The 12664-nt window shown below is 36.8% G+C and carries 13 protein-coding genes; 5 read left to right on the top strand and 8 right to left on the bottom strand.

Annotated features, from left to right (window positions below; translation table 11 throughout):
- Positions 1 to 8 precede the first annotated feature (8 nt).
- Together grpE and hrcA are read right to left on the bottom strand one after the other, a co-directional pair.
- On the bottom strand, positions 9 to 644 hold the full coding sequence (gene grpE / locus DW114_RS02280; protein ID WP_117451961.1) for a nucleotide exchange factor GrpE: 636 nt from the start codon (positions 642 to 644) through the stop codon (positions 9 to 11).
- A gap of 9 nt (positions 645 to 653) precedes the next feature.
- Positions 654 to 1667 carry a heat-inducible transcriptional repressor HrcA gene (hrcA, locus tag DW114_RS02275; protein WP_117451959.1) on the bottom strand — a complete coding sequence of 338 codons (1014 nt, stop codon included), beginning with the start codon at positions 1665 to 1667 and terminating at the stop codon, positions 654 to 656.
- Positions 1668 to 1975: 308 nt separating this feature from the next.
- Here hrcA and pgeF point away from each other — a divergent pair, with 308 nt between their 5' ends.
- Positions 1976 to 2746: a peptidoglycan editing factor PgeF gene (gene pgeF, locus DW114_RS02270; RefSeq protein ID WP_117451957.1), complete on the top strand. Its 771-nt coding sequence runs from the start codon at positions 1976 to 1978 to the stop codon at positions 2744 to 2746.
- A 100-nt stretch (positions 2747 to 2846) separates the two neighbouring features.
- On the top strand, positions 2847 to 4301 hold the full coding sequence (locus DW114_RS02265; protein WP_117451955.1) for a M81 family metallopeptidase: 1455 nt from the start codon (positions 2847 to 2849) through the stop codon (positions 4299 to 4301).
- A gap of 147 nt (positions 4302 to 4448) precedes the next feature.
- Here DW114_RS02265 and DW114_RS02260 read toward each other — a convergent pair whose 3' ends face one another.
- Positions 4449 to 5633, bottom strand: a complete 1185-nt coding sequence (locus DW114_RS02260) for a cation diffusion facilitator family transporter (RefSeq protein WP_117451953.1) — start codon at positions 5631 to 5633, stop codon at positions 4449 to 4451.
- Positions 5634 to 5702: 69 nt separating this feature from the next.
- Between DW114_RS02260 and DW114_RS02255 the strand changes: the two genes are divergently transcribed.
- Complete coding sequence (locus tag DW114_RS02255) at positions 5703 to 6641, top strand: hypothetical protein (RefSeq protein WP_117451951.1); 939 nt, start codon at positions 5703 to 5705, stop codon at positions 6639 to 6641.
- A gap of 27 nt (positions 6642 to 6668) precedes the next feature.
- Complete coding sequence (locus DW114_RS02250) at positions 6669 to 7526, top strand: NAD(P)-dependent oxidoreductase (RefSeq protein WP_117451949.1); 858 nt, start codon at positions 6669 to 6671, stop codon at positions 7524 to 7526.
- A 6-nt stretch (positions 7527 to 7532) separates the two neighbouring features.
- Here the strand turns inward: DW114_RS02250 and DW114_RS02245 are convergent, their stop codons facing one another.
- The 4 genes from DW114_RS02245 to DW114_RS02230 all read right to left on the bottom strand — a co-directional run bounded on the left by DW114_RS02245 (position 7533) and on the right by DW114_RS02230 (position 10291).
- Positions 7533 to 8792, bottom strand: coding sequence for a DUF6179 domain-containing protein (locus DW114_RS02245; RefSeq protein WP_117451947.1), 1260 nt, complete (start codon positions 8790 to 8792; stop codon positions 7533 to 7535).
- On the bottom strand, positions 8785 to 9183 hold the full coding sequence (locus DW114_RS02240) for a DUF6323 family protein (RefSeq protein ID WP_117451945.1): 399 nt from the start codon (positions 9181 to 9183) through the stop codon (positions 8785 to 8787). The genes DW114_RS02245 and DW114_RS02240 overlap by 8 nt, the downstream gene beginning before the upstream one ends.
- A gap of 128 nt (positions 9184 to 9311) precedes the next feature.
- The gene (locus tag DW114_RS02235) at positions 9312 to 9836 is read right to left on the bottom strand and encodes a nitroreductase family protein (protein WP_117451943.1); all 525 of its coding nucleotides are present in this window, start codon (positions 9834 to 9836) and stop codon (positions 9312 to 9314) included.
- A gap of 74 nt (positions 9837 to 9910) precedes the next feature.
- Positions 9911 to 10291: a desulfoferrodoxin family protein gene (locus DW114_RS02230; RefSeq protein WP_117451941.1), complete on the bottom strand. Its 381-nt coding sequence runs from the start codon at positions 10289 to 10291 to the stop codon at positions 9911 to 9913.
- A 141-nt stretch (positions 10292 to 10432) separates the two neighbouring features.
- On the opposite strand from DW114_RS02230, the gene DW114_RS02225 reads away from it, so the two are divergent.
- Complete coding sequence (locus DW114_RS02225; RefSeq protein ID WP_117451939.1) at positions 10433 to 11314, top strand: RluA family pseudouridine synthase; 882 nt, start codon at positions 10433 to 10435, stop codon at positions 11312 to 11314.
- A gap of 5 nt (positions 11315 to 11319) precedes the next feature.
- Here the strand turns inward: DW114_RS02225 and DW114_RS02220 are convergent, their stop codons facing one another.
- Positions 11320 to 12660 (bottom strand): sensor domain-containing diguanylate cyclase, encoded by a 1341-nt coding sequence (locus tag DW114_RS02220; RefSeq protein ID WP_117451937.1) that lies wholly within the window; start codon positions 12658 to 12660, stop codon positions 11320 to 11322.
- Positions 12661 to 12664 lie beyond the last annotated feature (4 nt).

The raw sequence follows: 12664 nt of genomic DNA, 5'->3' as shown, positions 1-12664 counted from the left end.
TCCTCCTTTTATTCGCTTACTTTAACAAGCGTTGCACGCAATACACGGTCTTTTAACATATATCCTTTTTGTAAAACTTCGATAACCATACCAGGTTCTACGCCTTCTTTGGCTTCCTGCATCAATGCCTGATGGAAGTTTGGATCAAATGGCTTATCTTTTGCCTCAATTTCCTTTACGCCTTCCATTTCCAGAATATGCACCAGCTGCTGGTAAATCATTTCAAATCCTTTTGCGTAATTTTTTACGTTAGGATCATCTACCTTGACATCCAGTGCACGCTCTAAGTTATCAATAACCGGTAGCACTTCTGTGGCAAATCCCTGAATACGGTATTTACGAACGTTGTCAGCTTCACTTTGCAGACGTTTCTTTAAGTTTTCAGCATCTGCATATGCTTTAAAGTAAGCATTCTTACTTGCCGCAAGTTCTTCCTTCAGTTTTGCATTCTCTTCTTCTAATTCCTCAATGCGCTTTTTCTTGCCGAATTTTGCGCCTTTTTTGTCTTCTTTTTTGTTTTCTGTTTCTTCCTGTTTTTCTTCAGGAGTAGTTTCTTCACTGACCGTTTCTTTCACGTCTTCTTTTACTTCTTCACACGTTTCTTCTGCGGTCGTTTCTTTTTCTTTTACATTTTCTTCCTGCATGTTGACCTCCTATTGATTTTCTTCCCGATACAAGTCTTCGATCACTTTGCTCATATATTCCATTAAAGCAACAACTCGGTTATATTGCATACGTGTTGGACCGACAATCATCAACTCACCCTGTTCTTCATTGTTCAGCTTGAACTTACTGCTGACAACTGCAACATCATCAATCTGAATCAGGTCATTATCTCCACCAATCTGGATAGCGACATTTCCATCATGATTGGCAATCTGACGAAATAGTGAGCTGTCCTCTAACATTTTCATCAGTTCTTTCAGCTTTTCGATATCCGCAAATTCCGGTTGATACAACATGTTGGATTGACCACTGCAATATACGTTATCACTCGCAAATTTCATAAAGGCATTTACGAATGCTTCAAATAGCACTTCATGTCGTGCAACATGACTTGCTAACAGCGGTTGGATTTCCTTCATCTTATTCACAACTTCACCAATTGGCGTACCACTTAACTTATCATTCAACAAATCACAGCATGTCTTGATATCCTTGACACTGACATCTTCTCCAAAATGGAAAGTTTTATTCTCTGTATGTCCATGATCTGTAATAAAGATAGCCACAGCACTACGTTCGTTTAAGGGAACTAGCTGGATATGCTGTAAAGTCTGATACTTGCTGTCCGGTCCTAATACCACCGATGTTAACGATGTCATCTGTGATAAAATATCACAGCTTTTCTTAACGATTTCATCCATGGAATAATGGCGTTCAGAGAACACAGCCTGCAGGGAATGTTTGACACCTTCATCAAGCTGTTTCTCCATCAGATGTTCAACATAGAAACGATACCCTTTACTGCTTGGGATTCGTCCACTGGAAGTATGTGTCTTTTCCAAAAGGCCCATTTCCTCTAAGGCAGCCATTTCGTTTCGAATAGTAGCGCTTGAACAAGTGAAATCCAAAAGATCTAACAGACGCTTAGAACCAACTGGCTCTGCTGTTCTTGTGAACTCATCTACAATTGCTTTAAATATTGCAATCTGTCTTTCTGTCATCTCTGGTCCACTCCTTTCTAGCACTCCACTTCTATGTCTGCTAATAGTATATGACAATATTTTAGCACTGTCAACACTTTAGTGCTAAATTGCCAATAAATTTTCCTGTTGTTTGAAAAAAAGCCTGTTCTATCCTGTATTTTGTACTATATCACTCTTAAAAATTATCAAAACCTTAACAAACGCCTTGCCTTTATCCTTTATAATGTATATGGTTTGCATAACCGCACAAAATTTCATATACTATAGATATCAAATATTCATCGTTTGACATAGTATAATATGATAAAGAAAAAGGAAGGTAATTTATGAAAAAAATAGACTGGAATGGTGACATTCATATTCTGGCTGGGACCACATTACGTGATCTTGAAGCTTTGGAAAATAATAATATGGCGTTGCATGTTGGTGGAAACTTAGATCATGTCATAGAAAATCGAAAACATCTGTGTGATGCTTTAGGCACAGATTTGCAGCATTGTGTATTCGCAAAACAGACACACAGTGATCATATTCATTGTGTAACCCTTGATGATTTAGGCAAGGGTGCTTATGAACAGGCAAGCGCCATTGATGATTGTGATGCTTTATATACAAGAGAAAGCAATGTTTTACTTGGTGTATTTCATGCGGATTGTGTTCCTGTTTTGTTATATGATCCCATTCAAAATATCATAGCAGCCATTCATAGCGGCTGGCAGGGTACGGTAAAAGAAATCACACGTAAAACCATGGAGCATCTGATCACACAGGAGCATGTGGACCCATCGCATGTGATTGCCTATATTGGGCCGGCCATCGCTTATCGAAGCTTTGAAGTAGGTCGTGATGTTATTGATCAAATTTTATCTATGAGTTTTGATACATCCGGTTATATCACATATTTATCAGATGAGAAAGCCCTGGTGAACAATCGTGGATTAAATAAACAGATGCTGCTTGATGCCGGAGTACCAATGGAAAACATTACCATCAATAAATCTGATACATTTTCACCAAATGATGCTTTGTTCAGTTATCGAAGAGATCATCACTGTGGCAGACATTTAAGCTATATTATCCGTAAAGACATCGATTAACGTCGATGTTTTTTTCTTCCTAATGGCTAGGATAGTTTTTTCTCAATTCCCCTTTTGGTTTATCCTATAATGAAGATAAGAAAAATCGAGGAGGTAGTTTATGAAGGTTTTAGTAGCGCGTTTCAGCTCAGAATCCAATGAACATTCCCGTTCATTGATGTCATTTGACAAATTTGTTTTTAAATTCGGGGAAGATTGTGTTGATTCCATGTATACCAGAGATATCTTTGAAGGGGCTGGTATAGAAATGATTCCAAGTATTGCGGCAATTGGACATCCTCATGGCCCAGTCACAAAGGATGCTTTTGATTTTATCCTAGCCAGATTAATACATGATGTGAAAGAACATTTACATGAAATTGATGGTATCTTTTTATTCTTACATGGTGCCAGCAAGGTTATTGATTTAGAAGGTGGTTCTGCGGAGCATGCATTCTTACGTGAAATCCGTAAGATTACCGGACCATATCTTCCCATTGCACTTGTGATGGACCCTCATGGAAATCTTTCACAGGAGCTGGTCGATCATGTTAATATTTTACGTTGTTATCGTGAATCACCACATACAGATACAGTAGAAACCTATCGGATCGTTGCGAAGATGTTTGTGGATTTATTAAAGCATCGTCGTCATATCAAACCGGCATATGTGAAAGTTCCTATTATCATTGGCGGAGAAAAGAGTGTTTCCAGCGATGAACCAATGGTATCCATCAATCATTTCTGTGATGAACTTGAAAAAGATGCTCGTATCATGAGTGCTTCTTTCCATATTGGATATTTACGTCATGATGGAGATAAATTAGGATGTAGTGCTGTTGTTGTGCCTAACAGTGAAAAGGATCAGGCTTATGCACAGGAAATGGCAGATAAATTATGTAAATATGCATTCTCAAAACGTCATGAATTCCACTTCCATGGTAATGTCGCTGAACCAGAGGATGCCATAAAACAAGCGGTAGAATTTGATGGTTCTCCTGTCTTTGTGACAGATTCTGGTGATAATGTTGGTTCTGGCGCTGATGGATTCAATACCTATATCTTACATCAGGTATTGAATTTAAAAGATACTCATGGAAAACAGTTTTTATTCAGTGGTATCGTAGATAAAAATGCTTACGCTTATCTATACGATAAAGAAGTCGGTACACATGTGGACTTTACATTAGGTGCCAATCTAGATGAATTATGTAAGAGTGTAGAAGTTCATGGTACCATCGTTGCCAAAGGTATCGCACATAAATTATATGAAGATCGCAAAGATATTGGAACTGCCATCACTGTGAAATTTGATGATGCCCCAGTGAGTGTCATCGTTGAATATGATGCTATCCAGTATACGGATTTAGACCAGTATCCATGTAGTCATTTAAATATCGATGATTATGATGTCATCATTCCAAAACAAGGGTATATTTCTGATGATTTCAAGAAATATGGCAAGTTATGTATCATGTCTTTGACGCAAGGTCCTGCCTACCAGCGTAGTGAAAAGCTTGAATTTAAACGTATCTTACGTCCTATGTTCCCTTATGATGATTTTGAATTAGATTAATTTTTGACAAAACAGGGTATAAAAAAGAGGTTACTTCAATGATTGTATTTTATCAACCATTTGAAGAACCTCTTTTATTATCTGTTCAAGCAGGAGGAAGCCTTTTATGACGATATCTATAAAAAGAGCCGAATATTTTCTTCAGCTCTAATCACTTATTTTATCACTTGTATATGCACGATCAAATGTCACAACCACAAAATAGGTTGGATAGCTCGCCTTTACCTTTTCTTCAATCGCTTTTAAGATATCTGTATTGCTTAATTTGATTTGAAATGGCACCACAACATCAAAAATCAGATTGCTGTGTGTTACCCCTGGTACCATACGAAAATCATGCATGGACAAACGTTCATCAACGCTGTGTACGGTTTCCTTGACAAATTCACGCAATTCATTTGTTAAAGGATCATCTATGACAATCGGATCCATATGAATCACCATTTCTATACCCAAAGATTCTTTGATATCTTTTTCCATATTATCAATCATATCATGACTTTTTAATACATCCACTTTATGATCTACTTCCACATGCATACTAGCAAATGTTGAATGGCTTCCATAATCATGAATGACCAGATCATGCATACCAATAGCACCCGGATACGCTTCTACTTTCTTTTGAATATTTTTTACCAGTTCTTCATCTGGAGCCTTCCCCAACAATTCATCTAATGCAGATTTGATAATGCCAAAGCCTGCGATAATGATAAAGCATGCCACAATAACCCCCATATATCCATCCAGATTAAAATGGATCAACGGTGAAATAATCGTAGACAATAAAACAGCACCAGTAGCCATAACATCAGATATACTGTCGGCAGCAGTTGCCTCCATGATACTGGATTTTAACAGCTTGCCATAATGTTTGTTGTAAGTATACATCCAAAGTTTCACACTGATAGAAAAAGCTAAAATCACAATAGATAACCAGCTGAATTCAATGGCATCTGGAGAAATGATTTTGGTAATACTGGATTTAATCAATTCTAAACCTAATATCAAAATAAGAGCAGCAACAACCATTGAGGCAATACATTCATATCGGGCATGACCAAAAGGATGCTTTTCATCTGCGGGTTTACTAGACAGCTTAAAACTGATAAGTGAGATAATAGAACTACCAGCATCCGAAAGGTTATTAACAGCATCCGCTGTGATGGAAACACTTTGTGCCAATGTTCCTGCGATAAACTTAAACGCAAACAGGATAATATTATTGACGATGCCCACGGTACTTGTCAGATTTCCATATGCACGACGTACATGTTCATTGTTTATATCTTCATAGTTTTTAATCATTTTTTTTGCGAGTAATGATATCATATCCAACACCTCATTTTTTCTTATCGAGTACATAGTTTAACATATTTTTGAAAATAGGAAAAGACCTTCATGTTTCTTTCTTTTCCAGCATATGGTAAAAACGGTGATGTTGTGAAAAAAATTCTGCGCTATTTCCTGTTAACAGCTTTATTATTATGTTTATGTTATGGCAGTACCTGTATCAAAATCAGTTCCCGATCTTTGACACTCTGGTTTGAAAACTTAGTGCCAAGCATGTTTGTGACTATGGTACTTATTCGTTTATTATATAAACAACAGATGTTACAGCACCTGGTTCCAGATATGATATGTCGCATGTTTGGATTAGATCAGGCATCTTTTGCGTTGGTGATCAGCAGTATGCTGTTAGGCTTTCCTAATGGTTCTTTATTTATCGAAGAAGCCTACAGGCGAAAGGAATTAGATCTACAGGGTGCACAGCGTTTATTTCTCATCTGTTGTTTTCCTACACCTGGATTTGTGATATTAAGCTGTGGTGTTGGTTTATATCATAACGCAAAGACTGGATTTTATTTATATGTATCCTCTGTTCTTTATGGCTTTTTTATGTTGTGGCTCACAAGATCAAAAAGTATTCATACCCATCATATAAAGCATCAAAGCACCAACAGCTTCATGCAGGATTTTAGTGCATCCTTATTAGAAAGTGGGACTTCTTTATTTATGATTGGCGGGTATTTGATGATATTTATGAGTGTCACAGGTATTGTTTTTTCCTTTTTGCCTCAACTTGTTTCTCTGCCACTTCGTATCTGTGCTGAATTTTCCAGTGGTGTCTTTCTGATACAGGCAACATCCTTGTCTACGATATGCAAATTATTGTGTACCAGTGCATTGTTAGGTTTTGGTGGATTCTGTGTGCATATGCAGATATATTCTATGTGTGATAATTGTAAAACAAAATATCGTACCTTTCTTATTTATCGTATCCTACAAAGTCTTTTATCTTGTCTGATCTTTTGTATTTTCCTTTATCTTTCTGTATAATATAAACAAAAGAAGGAGGAATTTATAATGAAGATTGCATGGATAGGAACAGGTGTCATGGGCAGTGCCATGTTAATGCATCTTGTAAAGGCAGAGCATGAGGTACATGCCTATAATCGAAGCTATGAAAAAGTCGAAAAATTAGTATCCTGTGGTGTAGCAGTACATCAAACAATAAAAGATTGTGTGAAGGATTGTGACATGGTGTTCACAATGGTAGGATATCCAAAGGATGTAGAAGAAGTCTATACATCAAAAGATGGTATTTTTGCTCATGCGAAAAAACATGCCATTCTGATTGATATGACTACATCATCTCCAAAATTAGCGCAAGCGTTATCAATAAAGGCCAAAGCGCTTGCTTATCAAATGATGGATGCCCCTGTATCAGGTGGAGATAGTGGCGCAAAAGCTGGTACATTATCTATTATGTGTGGAGGCGATCCGGAAACATTTGATCAATGTAAAGCTATCTTATCACTTATGGGAACACCGCTATATATGGGAGAAGCCGGAAGTGGACAGCATACCAAAGCATGTAATCAGATTGCAGTGGCAGGTGCTGTAGCGGCAATGAGTGAAGCCATTGTATATGCGAAAGAAAATCATTTGAATGTAGAAGCCATGCTTCAAGCAATCGCAGGTGGTGCGGCTGGCAGCTGGCAAATCAACAATACAGCACCACGTGTGTTAAAGAACGATTTTGCGCCTGGTTTTTATATCAAGCATTTTATTAAAGATATGCATATCGTACAGGAAGAAATGGGTAAACAACATTTGGATATGCTGGATACGGTTTGCCATATGTATGAAGAACTGGCGAAAAAAGGAGAAGAAAATGCTGGTACACAGGCTTTGATTCATTACTATGAAAAGCACGAATAGTGCTTTTTATTTACGCACAGCCCCATCTTGCAAGGATATCAAACAATTCTTTATTTCCATTTTTCGATCACATGTAATCAAATACTGTATGAATACTTCCTCCCAATCCTGCATGATCGAAACCTTTTGATATAATGTATCATCCAATTCAATACGTTGATGAAACACGCAAGCTTCTTCAAAGTGGATATAAAATAAATATGCCAAAGACATGGAATCAAACATTTGAAACAACAGAAAATACTCATCTTTCGACAAAATCTGCATATCAAACAAATCGATATAATCATAGAATCCTATTTCAGAATGTAAAACAGCTTCTATCCGTTTCTGTGTATCACATCCTTCTAAATGCTTCAACAACGTAAAGAAGTGCTCTGGTTCATTGAAAGCATGAATATTCACTTCGATTTCATTTCTACACATTTCATGAACAATCAATTGATCGAGCGTATCTTCTTTAAGTGCCCATGTGATTTTGTTTATAAGTATCTGCCCATAGCCTGATAGATATTGTTTTATATCTGTATCAAAGATGGACAAGAAAGCCTGATACAGCTTAAAAAGATCTTCTGCTTGTTTTATTATTTGTATGATCTGTTGTTTTTGTTCGTGTGATATCAAAAGCTCATAGCGATGTTTTAAGCTAAAAGATTTTAAGCTAAAAGAAAAGAATGCCTGCGTAATGATCAGCTCACAAAAATTAATACCTAATTCTTCAATCTCCACACCATAAAAAACAGCATAGGATGTCAGAAAATCAGACAGCTGTTCATGAAAAAGATGTAATATCCGCTCTTCCATACAAAACATTGATAAATAATATGCCACAAGATCAATTCCCTGTTTATGATACATGGCATGTTCCAAGGGCAAGCCATATAATAATGGATAATCGAAATCTTCTTTACAAGATGTCGCATGGTAATGCTCATCATATGATGATAAAAAATCAGGAAGCTGTTGAGTCAGAATACTGCGATATCGTTCATTGGGCAATGGGCGCTGTTTTTTTAAATATATGTCTGCCTGTTGTCGTGTTTCTTTCACTAAGCGCTCTACTTCCTTCAAGCCAGAAGCATAGCGTATTTCAAGTGTTCCCTGCCTTGTCGCATGATCACATATAAAGGAAATACTTTTTAAAATTCTTTGATAATCTTTGATAGATATCGCTGTGGAACGATGCCTGTTTTTTTCTAAACTTAAACGTTTGGATAAAGCATAAACTTCTTTATTTTCATAAACTGATGTTGATAAATTATTCATTTGTTTTCACCGCCTTGATACAATCCTGAAGCAATGCAAGATCAAAAATCCCATGATGTGCTATATATTGTTCATACATGATCATTACAATTTCATGATCATATCGTATGTGATCACGTCGTCTGACACCATAGTAAATATAAAGTGCCTCTTTGATACAGTTCACAAAAGAATCGTAACGGACATAGGGAGATTTTTGAAAGGTGTTTGCGATATCAAACAGAATATGGGAATCAAAATCAATCATCTGATGGATCTTACAGGCCTGTATCTGTTGCTTGCTTAAATAACTGATATCTTCTTCACTTAACCAATATCCGCTTGCCTGTAGACCCCCATTGATCTGTGTGCACAACTTGCGTATTTTGTTCATTTTTTCTATAGCATTCATAACATATCTCCTCTCGTGGATATATGTTATACCATAGACAGCTTAGAAGGTATAGACTTGAAAAAATTGCCATTTTGTGGTATGATATAGACAAGATGAAGAGAAAAAAGTGGAAAAATTTCCACTTTTTATTTAACTTTGATAATGTAATCACTTTTTCTCTTTTTTGGACATGGATCTTTTTCTCTACTGTATCCAACAGCCAGAGCACCAACACCCTCATAACAGCCATCAATTTTCCATTCCGCCATGAGCTGTTTTCCACGTGGTGTATTAAACATTTCCTTTTCCCGATTAATCCAGCAGGTACCAATATGTAAGCTATGTGCTGCCAGCATCATATTCAATAAAACACAGCTGGCATCCTGTATATGGGTAGCTTCCTCTCTTGGCGCAAATACCAGTATAATCACCGGCGCACCATAATATGGATCCATGACAGATTGCATAATTTCTGCATTCATGCGGCTTAATTCATCACGTATTTCTTTATTTGTGACAGCCACAATGATTGGTGATTGTCTGCCCATCGCAGTAGGTGCATAGGTTCCTGCCTCCACAATGGCATCTAGTTCCTCTTCTTTGATCATTTTCGGCAGATAAGAACGAATAGAACGGCGACTCTTTAATAACTCTAATAATTCATTTGACATAACGATCACTTCCTTACTTATATTGTAATCCTATCTAGCAAAGGACACAAGAAAAAAAGACAACCGAAGTTGCCTTATGCTTCAATATCTGTTTTCCATAATCCATGCAGATTACAGTATTCATATACGTGGATTTTACCTTTATAATCGCCTAATGCAATCACAGCTTCTGGCTTTTCACCTGGTGTTAAATTCACACGAACACTGCGTTCTCCAAATTCTGCGATAATCATCGTGATAAAGTGTTCTGGCAGCATTGGGTGTTCCATACTTCCTACCTTCACATGCAGATTGCCATCCACTACTTCTGCGACAGGTACATGTTTTTCCAGTGCACCATCTGATTCATTGGCATGAAGTTCTACCATTGGCTTGCCACAGCACAAAACAGGTACGCCTTTGTCCTCTACCATTTCTACAATGTTTCCACATACTGAACATTTTAATAATTTCATATTTATTTCCTCCTTATTTTATGTTATCCTTTTCCAGGAAAGGATCATTGCTATTCTTGTGTATCCCTTGATACGCCCATAGTATAGCATTTCCAAAACCCTTATGTATATTCAAATGCTCATAAAAAAAGGAAGATCAAAATGAAACTTCAAAATCATATCTTAACGATTCCCATAAAAGAAGAAACAACAATGGATGCTGTACTTGATACATTCCATATCGCAAGAAAACAGCGTTATTTTTTATATCAGAAGCGTGTAATTCAAGTAAATGGCACTCCCCTGTATCAGTCAAAGATGTTAAAGCCTAATGATATCATAACAATCACTTTGTCACAGGAAAGTGACACAATCCATGCATGGAATACCTCCCTGTCCATCGTATATGAAGATGATATCTTCTTGATTGTAGATAAACCAAGTGGCATGCTCGTACACAGTGATGGCAATAATCAGGACCATACTTTATGCAATGCTGTAAAGGCTTATTATGATAAAACAAATCAGCAGCATCTTGTTCGCCCGATTCATCGTCTGGATGTAGAAACCAGTGGTCTGGTATTATTTTGCAAGGAGCCATTCTTTCAGCCATTATTAGATATGCAATTATCCCAAAAACAAATTAAGCGGGATTATCAGGCTATCGTGCAGGGAGTCATGGAAAAACAAAGCTGGATGATACAGGCAGGCATTGCCAGAGATCGTCATAATGCAAAAAAAATGCGAATTGACAAGCATGGTAAAGATGCCAAAACAAAAGTCAGCGTATGTCAGCAATATAAAGATTATGCACTTGTGAAATGTCAGTTGTTCACAGGAAGGACCCATCAAATCCGTGTACATTTAGCATCTATTCATCATCCTATATTATCCGATCCTTTATATGGAAAAAAAGACAAACGAATCAAGCGTTGCGCCCTGCATGCTTATCAATTAAGTTTTCCCCATCCACTTTTACAGGAAATCATTACCTGTACATGTGAGCTGCCAAAGGATATGAAAAACCTTCTTACGAATAGGTAAGAAGGCTATTTTAAGATACATACTTTGTTTCTACCAGCAAGTTTTGATTTATAAACACTGCGATCGGCTCTTTTCATTGCCTGATCAAAGGTCACATCACTATGGTAATAATAGGCAGCACCCATGGATACTGTCACATGTACTTTCTCTTTATTGAATGCAAATTCTGTGTTATCAATCAGTTTTCTTAAACGATCAATATACGCATAGATATTTTCTTTTGAAATACCTGTACAAATCAATAAGAATTCATCTCCACCCCAGCGACACAACATATCACTGTTACGGATTTCTTTTGTGATTACTTCACACACATGACGCAATACATAATCTCCCATATCATGTCCATAAGAATCATTGATACTCTTAAAGTTATCAATATCAAAGAAGATCAAGGTATAGAAATCTTCTCCATTCATAAATTTCTCAAAGCTGCTGTGCAGTGTCATATCTGCAGTTCTTCGATTATAACTATTGGTCAAAGGATCTTTGCTGGCATTGGTTTTCAGGATTTCTTTTTCTGTGATATCCTCCATCGTGCCAATGATCATTTGATAACGTCCATGTTTATCCTTGATAGGTTTATAGTTTGTTTCAAATATATAATCCATGGGATTGCCTTTTGGCTTTACATGCACGATGGCATGTCCCGTAAGATTATCATCCATAATATGCTGTTTCAAATCATTTAATTTAGGCATTCCCAATAGATCTACAGCTTCTTCAAAACTATAAGTTCCTTCATCAATCTTTAATTTATGAAACAGTGAAGCATTTGCCAAAAACGTGTCTTCTTTTACATCATACTCCCATATAAACATATTAGATAAACTCATCAGTACATTGAATTTTTCTTCTTCCTGTACTGTCTGTCTTTGACTTCTGCTATACTTGTTATATAACTTACAGATTCCCATTACTTTTTTAATCTGACCATCCATGAAGGCACGACAGGAGGCTTCCATTTCATAAGTCAAATCACCATGTACTCTTTGAAACTGAAATACTTCTTCTTTGCTTTCCCCTTGCAGCAAATGTAAAAACGCATCGGAAATAACTTTCTGCTGATCTGTCGGTATTGCTTTTAATATCGTTGTGTATGATACGCTTACCGGCATATCCTGTGATGTTCTTCCCTTAATATAAAGGAATTGTATCATATTGGCGTTTGGATCAAATGTCCAATAGTAATCAGCACTCATTTCCAACAATTCTTTATAATTGATTGTTCCCATGGTATCCTGCTGATTTGCCTGTCCATTTTCTTTTGCGTCTATTTCGCTTTCTAGCTGGGCACATAAAGAACGTATTTTTCGAATCAGGTGTTGTTCTCTGTTTTCGATCATACCA

This window comes from Absiella sp. AM09-50 (assembly GCF_003433845.1).
GTDB classification, from domain to species: domain Bacteria; phylum Bacillota_I; class Bacilli_A; order Erysipelotrichales; family Erysipelotrichaceae; genus Hoskinsella; species Hoskinsella hominis.
This window is presented reverse-complemented; position numbering and strand designations above follow the sequence as displayed.

Excerpts from the sequence above, each read along its gene's own strand:
- DW114_RS02265 (WP_117451955.1), top strand. The coding sequence starts at position 2,847 with ATGAAGGTTTTAGTAGCGCGTTTCAGCTCAGAATCCAATGAACATTCC.
- hrcA (WP_117451959.1), bottom strand. The coding sequence starts at position 1,667 with ATGACAGAAAGACAGATTGCAATATTTAAAGCAATTGTAGATGAGTTC.
- DW114_RS02255 (WP_117451951.1), top strand. The coding sequence starts at position 5,703 with ATGTTTCTTTCTTTTCCAGCATATGGTAAAAACGGTGATGTTGTGAAA.
- DW114_RS02220 (WP_117451937.1), bottom strand. The coding sequence starts at position 12,660 with ATGATCGAAAACAGAGAACAACACCTGATTCGAAAAATACGTTCTTTA.
- DW114_RS02240 (WP_117451945.1), bottom strand. The coding sequence starts at position 9,183 with ATGAATGCTATAGAAAAAATGAACAAAATACGCAAGTTGTGCACACAG.
- DW114_RS02250 (WP_117451949.1), top strand. The coding sequence starts at position 6,669 with ATGAAGATTGCATGGATAGGAACAGGTGTCATGGGCAGTGCCATGTTA.
- DW114_RS02230 (WP_117451941.1), bottom strand. The coding sequence starts at position 10,291 with ATGAAATTATTAAAATGTTCAGTATGTGGAAACATTGTAGAAATGGTA.
- DW114_RS02245 (WP_117451947.1), bottom strand. The coding sequence starts at position 8,792 with ATGAATAATTTATCAACATCAGTTTATGAAAATAAAGAAGTTTATGCT.
- grpE (WP_117451961.1), bottom strand. The coding sequence starts at position 644 with ATGCAGGAAGAAAATGTAAAAGAAAAAGAAACGACCGCAGAAGAAACG.
- DW114_RS02260 (WP_117451953.1), bottom strand. The coding sequence starts at position 5,633 with ATGATATCATTACTCGCAAAAAAAATGATTAAAAACTATGAAGATATA.
- pgeF (WP_117451957.1), top strand. The coding sequence starts at position 1,976 with ATGAAAAAAATAGACTGGAATGGTGACATTCATATTCTGGCTGGGACC.
- DW114_RS02225 (WP_117451939.1), top strand. The coding sequence starts at position 10,433 with ATGAAACTTCAAAATCATATCTTAACGATTCCCATAAAAGAAGAAACA.
- DW114_RS02235 (WP_117451943.1), bottom strand. The coding sequence starts at position 9,836 with ATGTCAAATGAATTATTAGAGTTATTAAAGAGTCGCCGTTCTATTCGT.